We start from the raw sequence: 14,758 nt of genomic DNA on the forward strand, positions 1-14,758 counted from the left end.
GGCAGGTCCTCGGGGTGCACGACGGTTGTCGTGCACCCCGAGGGTACGCCAGGGGAGCTCAGGCCGCTCCGGCCGTCGGCGCGGGCTCGACGGTCACCACGACGTCGGCGTCGTCGCGGGTCATCCAGTTGGGGAGGGAGAGCTTGGCGATCTTCAGCCAGGTCGATCCGAGCTGCCGGCGGAGCGGTCCGGTGTTGTACGGCAGTCCGTAGCGTTCGCAGATCTCGCGAACCTCCACCGCCATCTCCGGGTAGCGGTTGGCGGGCACGTCGGGGAACAGGTGATGCTCGATCTGGTGCGAGAGGTTGCCGCTCATGATGTGGAACAGCGAGCTGCCGTGGATGTTGGCGCTGCCCAGCATCTGCCGCAGGTACCAGCGACCCTTGGTCTCGTTCTCGCACTCCTCGGGGGTGAACGTCTGGGCGCCGCTGGGGAAGTGCCCGCAGAAGATGATCGAGTACGACCAGATGTTGCGGATCAGGTTCGCCCCGGCGTTGCCGACGAGGGTCGACGCGAAGAACGGGCCGGTGAGGGCGGGCCAGATGATGTAGTCCTTGGCGACCTGCTTGCTCGCCTTGCGCCACATGCCCTTCACGAGGCCCTTGATGTCACTCCACTTGCGTTTGCCTGCGATCACGTTCTCGGCTTCGAGGTCGTGAAGCATGACGCCCCACTCGAACAGCAGCATCAGTGCGGTCGCGTATCCGAGGTTCCCGAGGAAGTACGGGTTCCACTTCTGATCGCGCGCCATGCGCAGGATGCCGTATCCGATGTCGCGGTCCTGGCCGAGGATGTTGGTGAACGTGTGATGCAGGTAGTTGTGGCTGTGCTTCCACTGTTCGCCGGGGCAGACGGTGTCCCAGTCGAACTCGCGTGAGTTGTAGGTGTCCTCGCGCATCCAGTCGTACTGGCCGTGCATGACGTTGTGGCCGATCTCCATGTTGTCGAGGATCTTCGCCACGCCGAGGGCGCCGACGCCGGCCAGCCAGACGGGCGGCAGGAACGGTGCGAACATCATGGCGCGGCCGGCGAACTCGAGCTTCCGCTGCGCGCGGATGATGCCGTAGAGGTAGTCGCGGTCGGTTTCGCCGAGGTCGTCGACGATGCGTGCTCGCAGGGCGTCGAGGTCGCGGCCGAGTTGTTCCACCTGTTCGTGGGTCAGCACGATCTCGGTGGCGTCCTCGGCGGTGCGGGCCACGGCGTTCGGTGCGGTGCGGATGTCGTGTGCGGGGGTGACAGTCATGGTTAAACCTCGATTTCCACGTCGCCGACGGGGGCGTTGATACAGATCTGGATGTGCTGGTCGGGTTCGGAGTCGAGCTCGCCGGTCAGGATGTTGCGGGTGCAGCCGCTGGTGCGGACCTTGGTGCAGGAGAAGCAGATGCCCATCCGGCAGCCGTACTCGGGGGTCAGGCCGGCGGCCTCGGCCTGCTCGAGCAGGGTGCGTCCGTCGTTGGGGGCGGTGACGTCGGCCGCGGAGTAGGTGACGTCGCCGGTGATCGGCTCGTCGGGGTCGACGACCACCGAGGTGTCGAGGCTGAACGCCTCGGTGTGCAGGCGGTCGGCGAGTCCGGCGGCGTCGGCGTATTCGCGGACGGCTGCCATCAGGCTGCTCGGACCGCACAGGTACAGCTGTGCACCGTCGATGCCGGCGACATCGGCGATGTGCGCACCGGTGAAGTGCTCGCCGGTCGCGGTCCGCGTGTAGTGAAGCCGCACGTCGACGTTGTCGACAGTGCGTCCCAGCGCTTCGAGTTCGGCCCGGTAGGGGACGTCGTCCGGTGTCCGCGCGTAGTGGACGAAGGTGATCCCACCGCGGTAACCCTCGGCGACGAGCGTGCGCATCATTGAGAGGACAGGTGTAATCCCACTGCCGCCGCTGATGAGGACGACGTGGTCGGGGAGCTCGGTGGGGAGGGTGAAGTCGCCCTCGGCGCGGCCGAGGCCGAGCACCATGCCGGGCCGGGCGTTCTCGCGCAGGTGGCGCGAGACGAAGCCGTCGGAGTGCGCGGTGACGGTGAGCTCCAGTTCCCCGGAGCGGGTCGCGGCGTTGGCGGGCGAGAAGTGACGTCGCTGGCGTACACCGTTGATGACGATGCTGACCTCGACGTATTGTCCTGGTCGGTGGCCGGTCCACTGGCGGGTCGGCTGCAGGGTGAGGGTCACCGACCGGTCGGTCTGGCGGCGGACGTCGACGACCTTGGCGCGGGTGTCGCGCCAGGTGAGCATGGGGTCGATGAGCTCCAGGTAACGGTCGACGGGGTACGGAGACGCCGTGGCCTCGACGATGGTCTCGACGAGGCGGGCGAGTGTGTTCGGCATCCTTGTGCTCCTCGTTCGTGGGGATGAATGTGTTCGCATCGTTCAGTGAACGACTGTACACAAATGAGCATGACACATCGTCCCGATGGGCTGTCAACAGTGCTGCCGTGTGGGCGTCGTCACGTCGGGCGGGTCACCGGGTTCGATGCGTGACGGTCGACCGCCTAGACTGGGGCGCTGTGACCCCCGCACCCGATTCACCTGGGACGACGTCCCGTCGCAGCCGTTCCAAGCGGCCGCGCGGCGAGTCCGTCGGCAGTCGGGCGGAGAAGAAGGAGCAGACGCGCCAGGCGCTTCTGGACACCACCATCGACTTGGTGGACGACCGTTCTTTCGGCAGCATCAGCCTGCGGGAGGTCGCGCGGGGTGCGGGTATCGTGCCCACCGCCTTCTACCGGCACTTCGCGTCGATGGAGGACCTCGGCGTCACCCTCGTCGAGGATGCGATGCGGGTCCTGCGCGGCGCGCTCCGCGAGGCCCGTCGCGATCTGGCCGGCCGCGGCATGCCGACGGCGATGGAGTCGCTGTCGATCCTGCTCGGCAAGGTGCGGGCCGACGAGTCCCAGTTCCGATTCCTGGTCCGCGAACAGCACGGCGGAGTCGCCGAGGTGCGTCGCGCCATCGGCACGGAGCTGCGGCTGTTCTCTCGCGAGCTGGCGATCGACCTGGCTCGGGTGCCCGAACTGGCCCCGTGGGAGGCCGAGGATCTCGAGGTGGCCGCGGATCTGATCGTCGCGATCATGATGACCACCGTCGCCGAGCTCCTCGACGGTGATGGACGGGATGCGTCCGAACGGCTTCTGGTGGAGCGCGCCGAGAAGCAGTTGGTGATGGTCTTTCTCGGGATGAATCAGTGGCGTCCACGCGGTTGATCGGGTCGACCGTCTGACGGACGGCGGTGCGCCCGACGCCGCGGATGTCCGAGTCATGGTGGATCATTGACGCATGACACAGCAGGGATCGCGCGTGGGCGCCCGGTTCGGGCCGTATCGTCTCGACGCGCTGCTCGGCCACGGCGGCATGGGTGAGGTCTACCGGGCCTACGACACGGTTCGCGATCGAGACGTCGCGATCAAGGTGTTGCACGAGAAGTTCGCGGGCGACGCCACCTACGAGGAACGGTTCCGTCGGGAATGCCAGGCGGTGGCGAAACTCGGTGAGCCGCACATCATTCCGATCCACGACTACGGTGAGATCGACGGCGTCCTGTACCTCGACATGCGGCTCGTGGAGGGTGAGGATCTGCGGGCGCGGCTGCGCCGGACCGGCGCCGCGATCCCCGGGGATGCGGTCGCCGTCGTCGAGCAGGTGGCCGGCGCGCTCGACGCCGCGCACCGGGCCGGGCTCGTCCACCGCGATGTGAAGCCGGAGAACGTCCTGGTGACGGAGAACGACTTCGCCTACCTGGTGGACTTCGGCATCGCGCATCAGAACGACGACACGAGGCTCACCCAGGCGGGGACCGCGATCGGGTCGTTGGCGTACATGGCGCCCGAGCAGTTCGACGGCGTGCCGACCACTTCGGCCTCCGACACCTATGCGTTGGCTGCGGTCCTCTTCGAGATCTTGACCGGCCGACCGCCGTATCCCGGCGACTCGGTCAGCTCGGTGGTCCGGTCGACGGTGATGTCGCCGGTGCCGGTGCCGAGCCTGGTGAACCCCGCGGTGCCGCCGGCGCTCGACGCGGTGATCGCCCGGGGCCTCGACAAGGATCCCGCGGCCCGATTCGGGTCGGCGGGTGCGTTCGCCAAGGCTGCGCGTGCCGCCCTGGAGGGGCACTGGCCCGACGGCGACTCCTCGGCGACGGCGGTCACGGGTGCCGGTGCCGCGGCGTACGACCCGACCGTGATCGGGCAGCGACCGCCGACCTCCCCGTATTCGGGCCCCCAGCAGTTCTCGGGTCCCCAGCAGTTCTCGGGTCCCCAACAGTTCTCGGGTCCCCAACAGTTCTCGGGACCGATGGGCTACGGACCGCCGATGGGTACCGGGCCGCAGGGCTATGTCTACGAGGACGATCGCGGTGGCAACGCGGTCCAGGTGGTTCTGGGGGTGCTGATCGCACTGCTGGTGTCGGCGCTGATCGCCATGGGGGTCTACTGGTTCGGGTTCCGGGACAGCGGCGACGAGAAGGCTGCGCCGACCACCACGGTCACCGACGTCGCCTCGCAGTCCGATGATCCGCCGGAGCCGTCGCCGTCCGAGGTGCCCAGCCCGCCGCCGGGCACCGTGCCGTGCAACGGGCAGGTCGGCGTGTGGGGCGGTGTCACGTCCTGCGAGTTCGCGCAGAACGTGTACCGGGCGTATGTGGCCGGCGGCCCCAAGGGGGAACCCCGGGTCGTCCGGGCGCACAGCCCGGTGACGCGCGAGGGATACACGATGACCTGTGCGCCGGAGACGGGGGTCGTGGTGTGTCGAGGCGGTAACAACGCAGTGGTGGTGATCATGTGACGGCCGTTCGGTGGGGGCGCGGGCGGTTCGGCCGAACGGTCGCCGCGGTGACGGCCGCGGTGTGCGCGCTGTCGGCGGCGGCGTGCGGATCGTCCGACGACGAGCCGGTGACGACGGTGACCGTGACGTCGACGCCGGGCGCGTCGTCGGCCCCGTCGGAACCGTCGACGCGGCACACCGACTCCGGCGCGAAGCTGGCCGCGGGCTTCACGAAGCTGCAGGCGTCGCTGTCGTCGCCGGTCGGCGTCGCGATCGTTCCGGTCGGCGGCGGTGATCCGGTGGTGTTCGGCGACCAGACGCCGCGGGTGGCGTGGTCGACGATCAAGGTGCCGCTCGCGGTGGCAGCCGAGCGGAAGAACGGTCGGAGTGACGCCGAGGCGGCCGCGATCGTGAACTCCGACAATGCTGCGGCCGAGTCCCTCTGGGGGTCGCTCGGAACGCCGAAGCAGGCGGCCGCGGCCGTGACCGAGGTCCTGCGCGAAGGGGGCGACGAGAAGTCGACGGTGCCCTCGGAGCGTGCTCGCGAGGGCTTCTCGATCTTCGGCCAGACGCGCTGGTCGGTTCGGGATGCGGCGACGTTCACGGCGGCGTTGCCGTGCATGGACGGCACCGACCACGTGCTGGAGTTGATGGGCGGTGTCGCGGGCAACCAGCAGTGGGGTCTGGAGGCGATCGAGAAGCGGGCGACGGCCGTGAAGGGCGGCTGGGGACCGGCCGAGAACGGCGGATATCTGGTCAGGCAGATCGGGATCGTGACGCTCCGCAACGGCGCGCGCGTGGCCGTGGCGATGGCGACGCAGACCGCCGCGGGTTCGGATGCCGAGGGTGCCGCGGTGCTCAGCTCGGTGGGCGAGTGGATCGGTGAGAACCTCACGGCCGTGCCGTCGGGTCGCTGCCGCTGACGTCTCGAGGTAACGCTCCGGCTACGCGCTGATTGCGGGTCCAGTACGCGCCGATGACGGGGCACCCCGGGCACCCTATTGTTACAGATGTTACTGGAGTGGCGATAGGTGTTTGGGGTGAGGAGTGGTGTCGTGCGGTTGGCGCGTGTGGCGGGAACGGTGAGCGTGACCGCGGTGATGCTGGGAGCCGTGGTGACGGGTGCGGGGGCCGGGACGGCCCAGGCGCTACCGGGACTTCCCCCACTGCCGCCCCTGCCGACACTGCCGACACTGCCGTCGATCCCGGGACTGCCTGCGCCGCCGCCCACCGTCGACCTGCAGAAGAGCTTCTCGTCGCTGAGCCGGAGCCTGACGAAGGCGACACCGGGGCGGATCGGCCTGGCCCTCACTCCGACGGGCGGTGCGCGAGGCCAGTTCTTCGGAACGGTACGGACGGCACGTGCCTGGTCGACACTGAAGGTTCCCGTTGCCGTGGCCGCCGAACGCGCGGGAGTCGACGATCTGGCGCGGCTGGAGTCATCGTCGATCCGCCGGTCCGACAACGACGCCGCCGAGACGCTGTGGACGTCGCTGGGATCGACGCGCGAAGCGGTCGACGCGGTGACCGGCGTACTGCGCGAGGGCGGCGACACGCGCACGAGGGTCATCTCGGAGCTGAGCCGGCCGCCGGGTTTCCCCGGTGCCACCCGGTGGGCGACCACCGATCAGTCGGTCTTCGCCGCCAACCTGCCGTGCCTCGACGGCGCCGACCCGGTCCTGCGGAACATGGGGTCGGTGGCCGCGAATCAGCGGTGGGGTCTGGCGCGCAGCACCTCGCGCACCGTCCGGACAGCGGTGAAGGGCGGGTGGGGGCCGGTCTCCGATGAGACGGGGAGATACGTGGTGCGTCAGCTCGCCGTCGTGACCACCTCGCGGGGTTCGATGGGCGTCAGCCTCGTGGCCCTCCCGAAGAGCGGAACGTTCGTCGACGGCCAACGCATGCTGACGCGCATGGCCGGCTGGGTGCGGAAGAACCTGCGGCACCTGACCGTCGGTGCGTGCGGCCCGGCCCTGCCCAGGTTGTAGTGCCCGGGCTGTAGTACCCGGGCTGTGGGACCCGGACTGCCGGCGTCAGCGGTCGGTGAACCTCGACAGCAGCAGGGCCTCGGCGAGCGCCGTCCGCCGGATCTCCTCGGGGTCGACGCTCTCGTTGGGCGCGTGGATGGCGCACAGCGGCTCCTCGACGCCGAGGAGGGCGATCTCGGCGTGCGGCACCGCTTCGGCGAGCACCGTGCACAGGGGGATCGACCCGCCCTGCCCGGAGAACACCACGGGGAGGCCGTCGTATGCGGACGACATCGCATCGATCAACCGCCGGTAGGCCGGCCCGTCCGTGGCGGCCGAGAACGGCCGACCGAACGCGTCGGGCTCCAACTCCACGGTGCACCCCCACGGGATGTGCGCACGCAGATGCGCCTCGAGTCGCGCATAGGCCTCGCGCGGTTCGGTGCCCGGCGGAACACGCAGGTTCAGCATCGCGGCGGCGGTCGGCATGATCGCCGCCGCGCACTCGGCGGTGCTCGGGGCGTCCATGCCGATGACGGTGACGGCGGGTCGCGCCCACGCCATGTCGGCGGGGGTGCCGCTGCCGAGGACCTCGGTGCCGGGGAGTGCGCCGACCATCTCGTGGAACTGCGCGGCGGTGACGTCGACGCCGCTCCACCGCTGATCGGCGGCCAGCTGGTCGATCGCGGTGTCGCCCGCATCGGTGCGCAGCGACGCCAACCCCGCGATCAGAGCGGCCATCGCGTCCGGCGCGGGACCGCCTGCGGCACCGGAGTGGACGCCGTTCTCCAAGGCCGAGACCGTGACCTTCACGTTCACCACACCCCGGAGGCTGGTGGTGAGGGTCGGGACGCCCACCGCGACGTTCCCGGTGTCGCCGATCAGGATGAGGTCGGCGTCGAAGAGGTCGGGACGCTCGGCCACGAGGTCTTCGATCCCCTCACCGCCGGCCTCCTCGGACCCCTCGATGATGATTCGGACACCGCAGGCGATGTCGTCGGCCGCGGCGCGCAGCGCGGTGAGGTGCGCGATGAGATTGCCCTTGCAGTCGGCGCTGCCGCGCCCGTACCAGCGTCCGTCACGGGGGGTGAGCTCGAAGGGCGGCGAATCCCACAGGGACTCATCGCCGGCCGGTTGCACGTCGTGATGACTGTAGAGGGCCACCGTGGGGCTGCCCTCGGGTCCCGGGCGGTATCCCGTCACGGCGAACGAACCGTCGGACGTGGGGATGACCTCCGTGTCGAATCCGAGGTCGCCGAATGCCGCGGCCACCCAGTCGGCGCTCGCACGGCACTCGGCGGCGCGGCTCGCGTCGAGATGGATCGACGCGAACGACACCAGTGCCGCCAGATCGTCGCGGGCGCGGTCCATCAGGGTCGTCACGCGGGCGGACAGGTCGGCCGGGTCGGGCGCGACGACGGAACGAGCGGAGCCATCGGTCATGACATCAAGGATGGCACGCCCGCGGCTGCCGTGCTCGGTGCCGTCGTGCTCGCGGCTGCCGCGCTCGGGGCCGTCACACCGACCGGGGAACGTCGAACGACGCGTGCATCTCCCAGTAGAGGATCTCCGCGGCGTCGATGCCCTCGGCGGTGACCGTGACCGGTCCCGCGTCGGTGAGGCGCAGCGCATCTCCCTGCGAGAGCGCGCCGCCGGGTGCGCTCGTGTCGAACGATGCGGCGTCGGTCCCGGCGACCTCGACGGTCACGGCCCCGCGCACCACGTACAGGTGGCCGAAGGGCGCACCCGGCAGCTCGACGGGACGTCCGGGGTGCGGGCGCGCGATGTGCAGTGCGGCATACCGGTTCCGGATCGGCAGGGCGGTCTCGGGGGCGTCGCTGCGACCGGAGACGGCGACCACCGGATCACCGGTGGCCAGGGCGTCGGTGAGATCCGCCGAACGGTGCGCGGGCTCGAGGTCGTCGGTGTGCGGCGGCACCCACATCTGGACCACGCGCACCGAGGCGCCCCGGTGGGTGGTGTTCGCATTCCGCTCGGAGTGGGTGACGCCGCGGCCGGCGGTCATCGCGCCCACGGTGCCCGCCGCCAGGGTCTCGGCGGTCCCGTGTGAATCGCGGTGCGCGACGGCGCCGTCCACCACCCACGTGACGATCTCCATGTTCCGGTGCCGGTGGGCGTCGAGTCCCTCGCCGGGTGCCACCACGTCGTCGTTGTGCATCGCGAGGACGCCGTGGGCATTGCCGAACAGGTCGAAGTTCCCGGTGCCGGGGAACGACTGCCGGGAGGTGAGCCATTCGTTCGCCCAGAAGTGGCGGCTGCTCGACGGGATGAGGCGCGCCGTCGGTGCGGGTGGGGTCATGGTTGCTCGAATCGGTCGAGGTGGGTGGACAGGTGCGTCATGGTGTCGGCGAGCGGTCCCCACGCGTCGTCGGGGACCGCGGTGAAGAACAGCTCGTCGACGTCGGCGACGTGGGCGGGTGCCGCTGCCTCGAACGCCGCGGTGCCCGCCTCGGTGAGGATCGCGTAGCTTCCGCGACGGTCCTCGCGTGCGGGTTCGCGCCGCAACCACCCCCGACGGCACAGGGCGTCGACCTGGTAGGAGAGGCGCGACGCCGAGAAGACCAGGTGTCGACGCAGTTCGTGCATGCGCAGTCGACGCCCCGGGCTCTCGTGGAGTCGGAGCAGGAGGTGGTATTCGTGCAGGCTCATGCCGGCGTCGCGCAGCCGCCGGTCGAGCTCGATCTGCAGGCGGGCGGAGTTCTCGATGAACATCCGCCACGCCGCGGTGCGCACGTCGTCGGACATCAGCGCGTGTGCGGTGTCAGTGCGTCCGGTGGGACGACGCCGAATCGCCCAGACCGGTAGTCCTCGAGGGCTTCGACGAGCTGTTCGCGGGTGTTCATCACGAAGGGACCGTACTGCGCCACGGGCTCCCGGATCGGGCGGCCGCCGAGGAGGAGCACCTCCATGGCGGGCCGGTGCGAGTCCTGGCCGTCGTCGGCGGCGACGCTCAGGTGGTCGCCGGTTCCGAGGACCGCGAGTTGCCCCTGGTGGACGGGTCGCTGCTCGTCGCCGACGGTGCCGCGGCCGGACAGGACGTACACCAGCGCGTTGAAGTCGGCACGCCACGGCGTCGACAGGCGGGCGCCCGGCGCGACGGTGGCGTGGGCGAAGGTGATCGGCGTGTGGGTGGCTCCGGGGCCGGTGTGCCCGTCGATCTCGCCGGCGATCAGCCGGACGAGCGTGCCGGCGTCGTCGGACGACAGGAGCTCCACGTGCCCGCTCTCCAGGTTCTGGTACCTCGGCGTGAGGAACTTGTCGGAGGCGGGGAGATTCACCCACAGTTGGACGCCGTGGAACAGACCGCCGGAGTCGACGAGCTCCACGGGCGGGGTCTCGATGTGCAGAATTCCCGACCCCGCGGTCATCCACTGGGTGGCGCCGTTCTCGATGACGCCGCCGCCACCGGTGGAGTCCTGGTGCGCGAAACGTCCGTCGATCATGTAGGTGACGGTCTCGAATCCGCGGTGCGGATGCCAGTCGGTGCCGCGGGGCTGCCCCGGTTCGTAATCGACCTCGCCCATCTGGTCCATGTGGATGAACGGGTCGAGGAGTCGGGGGTGGACGCCGGCGAAGGCGCGGACGACGGGGAAGCCCTCACCCTCGAATCCGTGCGGTCCGGTCGTGATGCCGGTGACCGGGCGGCCCACGCTGTCGGGGCCGGGGCGGCTGATGCGGGGCAGGGTGAGGGTGTCGGCGGTGACGGCGGGCATGGTGTCCTCCTTCGGGGAGTCCCGCCTCGCGGGTCTCCCTGGCTGCGCGTCCAGTTTAGTTCAGATTTGAACGACTGTGGTCGGCTCAACACGCATATCCGAGGTTTCATTCCCCGACAGCGCACGAAGCGTCATACTCTGGGGCCATGGCCATCAATCCGATCGTCGACCGTCCCGGGCGCGGCAACGACCGTCAGCGTCTGCGCAAACTCGCGCAGGCGGCGCTCAACGCCGACCAGACGGTCGATCAGGTCGAGGGCATCGTCGGCGACATCGGCCCGGTCCTGGCCTCGATGGGCGCCACGATCGAGGGGCTCGACTCCACGATCGACAGGTTGAACGTGACGCTCGACCAGATGAACACGACGATCGCGAAGGTCGACGACACCGTGCTGCGCATGGCGAGCGTCGTCTCGCGCCTCGAAACCGTCACCGGTCGGGTCGAGGCCGTCGTCGCCGTCGCCGAACAGGCCCTCAAACCCCTCACGATGCTCGAGTCGGCCGGCCACACGATCGAAGCCGTCGGTCGGGGCGTGGCATCCCGATTCGGGATCCGCTGAGCGACGCACCGTGAGATCCCAGACCCTCGCCGTGACCGGTCGTCACGGCATCGAGATCGTCTACGACGTCCACCGCCCCGGGGCCGAACCCGTGGGCGTGGTCGTTCTGAGCCACGGGCTCGGCGAGCACGCGCAGCGCTACCTGCACGTCGCGGCCGCGCTGACCGGACTCGGCTACCTCGTGGTGGCCCCCGACCACGCGGGGCATGGACGATCCGGCGGTCGCCGACTGGCGGTCGTCGACTTCGCGGACTTCGCCGCCGACCTGCAGACCGTCGTCGACGCGGTGGACCGCGGGGGACGGCCGACCTTCCTGCTCGGACACAGCATGGGCGGCGCGATCGCCCTCGACTACGCGCTCGACCGGCCCGACGCCCTCGACGGGCTCGTCCTCTCCGGTGCCGCGGTGACCCCGGGGTCGGACATGCCGACGGTCCTCGTGAAGCTGGCACCGCTCCTCGGCCGACTGCTGCCGCGCCTGCCGGCGACGACGTTGTCGGCGTCCGGTGTGAGTCGCGATCCGCGGGTCGTCGCCGAGTACGAGGCCGATCCGCTGGTGTGGCACGGCAAGATCCCCGCGGGTCTCGGCGGCGCACTCGTCGCGATGATGGGCACGTTCCCGGCGCGGCTGCCGTCGCTGCGGATGCCGGTGTTGGCGCTGCACGGCGGTGCGGACACCCTGGTCGACCCGGAGGGGACGCGGATGGTGGGCCGCCTCGCGGGCGGCGACGATGTGACCACCCGCATCTACGACGGCCTCTACCACGAGATCCTCAACGAGCCCGAGCGCGACGCCGTCCTGCACGATGTGACCGACTGGATCGAGTCTCACCGCCGGTGACGGTGCGCGCTCAGAGCCAGGCGGGATCGGTGTCGAGGGTCGTGCGGTCCAGGGAGGCCAGCAGCTCGAACCGCGGTCCGACCGCGGGCAGCTCGTAGGCGAAGAAGTACCGGGCAGCGGCCCGTTTACCGGCGTAGAAGGAACCCTCGTCGGCGGCCGCGAGGAACTGGTCGAGCCACAGCCACGCGACGACGACGTGGCCCGCGGCCTCGAGGTAGACGGTGGCATTCGCCAGTGCCAGCTCGGGATCGCCGGGCGCCCAGAGTGCGGCCGTGACCTCCGCCAGGCGGGTCGTCGCGGTGTGCAGGCGGTCGGCCATGGCGGCGGCCTCGCCGCCGGCGGTGCGGCCCCGCTCGGTCGTCTCACCGATCGTCGCGACCAGGAGCGCCAGTCCGCGACCGCCGTCCATCACCACTTTTCGACCCAGCAGATCCAGACCGTGGATCCCGTGGGCGCCCTCGTGGATCGGGTTGAGCCTGTTGTCGCGATAGAACTGCTCCACGTCGAACTCGGTGGTGTAGCCGTAGCCGCCGTGCACCTGGATCGCGAGGCTGTTGGCCTCCAGACACCATTGACTCGGCCAGCTCTTGGCGATCGGCGTGAGGACCTCCAGCAGCAGGTGTGCGCGCTCCCGGTCGGCGGTGGCGGGTGCGGTCTGCTCCTCGTCGAGCAGATGGGCGCAGTACAACCCGAGCGCGAGGGCGCCCTCCACGTACGACTTCTGCGCGAGCAGCATGCGGGTGACATCGGCGTGCTCGATGATCGGGACGGGGGCCGACGACGGGTCCTTCGCGGTGACAGGCCGTCCCTGCGTGCGGGTCTTGGCGTACTCCAACGACTTCCGATAACCCGCATGGCCGAGCGCTGTCGCGAGGAAGCCGACGCCGATCCGCGCCTCGTTCATCATGGAGAACATGTAGGCGAGACCGCGGTGCGATTCGCCGACGAGATAGCCGACGGCGCCGGGTTCGGCGGCCGGCGCGTGCGTGCCGTCGCCGAAGTTCAGCAGGGTGTTCGTGGTGCCGCGATTGCCCATCTTGTGGTTCAGGCCCACCAGCGCGACGTCGTTGCGGGTGCCGTCCGGCAGGAACTTGGGGACGATGAACAGCGAGATCCCCTTGACCCCCGGACCGCCGCCGGGTGCCTTCGCCAGCACCAGATGGACGATGTTCTCGGTGAGCTCGTGATCGCCGCCCGAGATCCACATCTTGGTGCCGCTGATCCGCCACGTGCCGTCGTCGGCGGGCGTCGCCTTGGTGGTGATGTCCGCGAGGGACGATCCGGCCTGCGGTTCCGAGAGGCACATCGTGCCGAAGAACCGGCCCGCCAGCTGCGGACGCACCCAGGTGTCGATCTGCTCGGGTGTGCCGTACTTCGCCAGCAGGTTCGCGTTCCCGACCGTGAGGAAGGCGTACGACGTGGTCGCGGCGTTCGCGGCCTGGAAGAACGTCGTCGCCGCGCGGGCGACGGTGTTCGGCAGCGCCATGCCGCCGATCTCCTCGTCGAATGTCGCCGCGATGAGCCCGGCCTCCGACAGCGCGGCCAGGGCCTCGCCGATCTCGTCGATCAGGACGACGCGGCCGTCGTCGGCGATCCGCGGTTCGATCCGGTCGGCCTTCTTGTTGTGCGGTGCGAACTTCTTGGTCGCGATGTCCTCGCTGAGGTCGAGGACGGCGTCGAACGTCTCACGGGAGTGTTCGACGAACCGCTCGCGGCCGGTGAGATCGTCGACGCCCAACCATTCGTAGAGCAGGAAGTCGACGTCGCGGCGGGAGAGATGCTCGGTCATGGTGTCGGGGCTACTTCGGGCCGGTCAGATGCCCACGCGGCCGATGATGCGGCCGACGGCGCGCGGTGACAGCGCGGACACCCCGCGGAGGATCACCGCGTATCGCGGATACACTTCGGCGGCCCCGGAGTCGACGGCGTCGAGCAGCCAGTCTGCGGCCTGGTCGCTGGTGAGGGCGGGGGCGGTGTCGTAGTCGGCGGTCGGCGCGATCATCGGCGTCCGCACCAGCGGGAAGCCGGCGTTGGTGACGCGGACGCCGGTGCCATCGCATTCGGCGTCCAGCGACCGGCCGAAGGCGGCGAGTGCCGACTTGGAGGCGTGATAGGCGCTGAACTTCGGCATCGATCCGGCGGTCACACCCCAGGTCACCACGTTGACGATGTGGCCGCGGCCGGCGTCGATCATCGCGGGCAGCAGCCCGAGGATGAGACGGACGGGGCCGAAGTAGTTCAACGCCATGGTGCGTTCGTAGTCGTGGAAGCGGTCGACGGTGTCGATCACGGGTCGACGGATCGACCGACCGGCGTTGTTGACCAGGACGTCCGGCGGTCCGAAACGGTCGAGGATCGTCTCGGCGAGGCGTGCGGCGTCGGCGGTGTCGGAGAGATCTGCGGTGACTGCGACGGCGTGCCCGCCGTCGTCGGCGATCGAGCCGCACACGGACTGCAGGGCGTCGAGGTGGCGGGCCACCGCGATCACCGTCGCGCCGCGCTGCGCGAAACGGTGTGCGGCGGCTTCGCCGATGCCGGACGAGGCGCCCGTGACGACGATCGTCGCGCCGGTCAGATCGCGCGTTCCGCCGCCCAGGAGGTGCCGAAGTCCGTGAAGGGTCCGGGGCGGGTTCAGCAGCGCGTTCACGACGGCGTTCATCGCGGGGGTCACTTGTACTTCTTGATCACCTGCAGGGCTTCCTCTGCATCGACGTTCTTGGCGACCAGCTTGCCGTTCTTGACCTTGCGAATGCTGTACAGGTCAGCCTTCTTCGCGTTCGCGACGTGGAGCCCGGCCTTCTTTGCCTTCTTGTTCAGATCTTCCAGCACGCCTGGATGGTAGCGCCTTCAGGTGAACAGCTTCGACCGGTTGGCGGGGCGGGGACGCCGGCGGGCGGCGAGGGGGCC

Annotated in this window: 15 protein-coding genes; 6 read left to right on the top strand and 9 right to left on the bottom strand. The window is 69.8% G+C overall.

Features of this window, described 5'->3' with window-relative positions; all coding sequences use genetic code 11:
• Nucleotides 1-58: 58 nt before the first annotated feature.
• Both G528_RS0112975 and G528_RS0112980 read right to left on the bottom strand, forming a co-directional pair.
• On the bottom strand, nucleotides 59-1,243 hold the full coding sequence (locus G528_RS0112975; protein WP_026919347.1) for a fatty acid desaturase family protein: 1,185 nt from the start codon (nucleotides 1,241-1,243) through the stop codon (nucleotides 59-61).
• Nucleotides 1,244-1,245: 2 nt separating this feature from the next.
• A complete protein-coding gene (locus G528_RS0112980) occupies nucleotides 1,246-2,322 on the bottom strand; it encodes a ferredoxin reductase (protein ID WP_026919348.1) in 1,077 nt (358 codons plus the stop codon).
• Nucleotides 2,323-2,501: 179 nt separating this feature from the next.
• Here G528_RS0112980 and G528_RS0112985 point away from each other — a divergent pair, with 179 nt between their 5' ends.
• The 4 genes from G528_RS0112985 to G528_RS0113000 all read left to right on the top strand — a co-directional run bounded on the left by G528_RS0112985 (nucleotide 2,502) and on the right by G528_RS0113000 (nucleotide 6,737).
• Nucleotides 2,502-3,194, top strand: coding sequence for a TetR family transcriptional regulator (locus tag G528_RS0112985; protein WP_035720020.1), 693 nt, complete (start codon nucleotides 2,502-2,504; stop codon nucleotides 3,192-3,194).
• 73 nt (nucleotides 3,195-3,267) lie between these two features.
• Nucleotides 3,268-4,770, top strand: coding sequence for a serine/threonine-protein kinase (locus tag G528_RS0112990; protein WP_026919350.1), 1,503 nt, complete (start codon nucleotides 3,268-3,270; stop codon nucleotides 4,768-4,770).
• A complete protein-coding gene (locus tag G528_RS0112995) occupies nucleotides 4,767-5,672 on the top strand; it encodes a serine hydrolase (RefSeq protein ID WP_245569770.1) in 906 nt (301 codons plus the stop codon). Before G528_RS0112990 ends, G528_RS0112995 begins: the two co-directional genes overlap by 4 nt.
• A gap of 132 nt (nucleotides 5,673-5,804) precedes the next feature.
• On the top strand, nucleotides 5,805-6,737 hold the full coding sequence (locus G528_RS0113000) for a serine hydrolase (protein ID WP_245569771.1): 933 nt from the start codon (nucleotides 5,805-5,807) through the stop codon (nucleotides 6,735-6,737).
• 45 nt (nucleotides 6,738-6,782) lie between these two features.
• Here G528_RS0113000 and G528_RS0113005 read toward each other — a convergent pair whose 3' ends face one another.
• The 4 genes from G528_RS0113005 to G528_RS0113020 all read right to left on the bottom strand — a co-directional run bounded on the left by G528_RS0113005 (nucleotide 6,783) and on the right by G528_RS0113020 (nucleotide 10,450).
• Nucleotides 6,783-8,159, bottom strand: a complete 1,377-nt coding sequence (locus tag G528_RS0113005; protein ID WP_035720022.1) for a M20/M25/M40 family metallo-hydrolase — start codon at nucleotides 8,157-8,159, stop codon at nucleotides 6,783-6,785.
• A 73-nt stretch (nucleotides 8,160-8,232) separates the two neighbouring features.
• Nucleotides 8,233-9,036 carry a pirin family protein gene (locus G528_RS0113010; RefSeq protein WP_026919354.1) on the bottom strand — a complete coding sequence of 268 codons (804 nt, stop codon included), beginning with the start codon at nucleotides 9,034-9,036 and terminating at the stop codon, nucleotides 8,233-8,235.
• The gene (locus tag G528_RS0113015) at nucleotides 9,033-9,482 is read right to left on the bottom strand and encodes a MarR family winged helix-turn-helix transcriptional regulator (RefSeq protein ID WP_026919355.1); all 450 of its coding nucleotides are present in this window, start codon (nucleotides 9,480-9,482) and stop codon (nucleotides 9,033-9,035) included. The genes G528_RS0113010 and G528_RS0113015 overlap by 4 nt, the downstream gene beginning before the upstream one ends.
• Entirely contained in the window at nucleotides 9,482-10,450 is a 969-nt protein-coding gene (locus G528_RS0113020) for a pirin family protein (RefSeq protein ID WP_026919356.1), read from the bottom strand. Before G528_RS0113020 ends, G528_RS0113015 begins: the two co-directional genes overlap by 1 nt.
• Nucleotides 10,451-10,596: 146 nt before the next feature.
• On the opposite strand from G528_RS0113020, the gene G528_RS0113025 reads away from it, so the two are divergent.
• Together G528_RS0113025 and G528_RS0113030 are read left to right on the top strand one after the other, a co-directional pair.
• On the top strand, nucleotides 10,597-11,010 hold the full coding sequence (locus G528_RS0113025; protein WP_026919357.1) for a hypothetical protein: 414 nt from the start codon (nucleotides 10,597-10,599) through the stop codon (nucleotides 11,008-11,010).
• 10 nt (nucleotides 11,011-11,020) lie between these two features.
• Complete coding sequence (locus G528_RS0113030; RefSeq protein ID WP_026919358.1) at nucleotides 11,021-11,851, top strand: alpha/beta hydrolase; 831 nt, start codon at nucleotides 11,021-11,023, stop codon at nucleotides 11,849-11,851.
• Between the two features lie 10 nt (nucleotides 11,852-11,861).
• Here the strand turns inward: G528_RS0113030 and G528_RS0113035 are convergent, their stop codons facing one another.
• The 3 genes from G528_RS0113035 to G528_RS18660 are packed head-to-tail and all read right to left on the bottom strand — an operon-like array spanning nucleotide 11,862 to nucleotide 14,680.
• Nucleotides 11,862-13,640 carry an acyl-CoA dehydrogenase gene (locus G528_RS0113035; protein ID WP_026919359.1) on the bottom strand — a complete coding sequence of 593 codons (1,779 nt, stop codon included), beginning with the start codon at nucleotides 13,638-13,640 and terminating at the stop codon, nucleotides 11,862-11,864.
• A gap of 24 nt (nucleotides 13,641-13,664) precedes the next feature.
• Nucleotides 13,665-14,510, bottom strand: a complete 846-nt coding sequence (locus G528_RS0113040) for an SDR family NAD(P)-dependent oxidoreductase (RefSeq protein WP_035720054.1) — start codon at nucleotides 14,508-14,510, stop codon at nucleotides 13,665-13,667.
• 8 nt (nucleotides 14,511-14,518) lie between these two features.
• On the bottom strand, nucleotides 14,519-14,680 hold the full coding sequence (locus G528_RS18660; RefSeq protein ID WP_169515276.1) for a hypothetical protein: 162 nt from the start codon (nucleotides 14,678-14,680) through the stop codon (nucleotides 14,519-14,521).
• Between the last annotated feature and the right edge of the window lie 78 nt (nucleotides 14,681-14,758).

It is taken from the genome of Gordonia shandongensis DSM 45094, assembly GCF_000423025.1.
GTDB lineage: Bacteria > Actinomycetota > Actinomycetes > Mycobacteriales > Mycobacteriaceae > Gordonia > Gordonia shandongensis.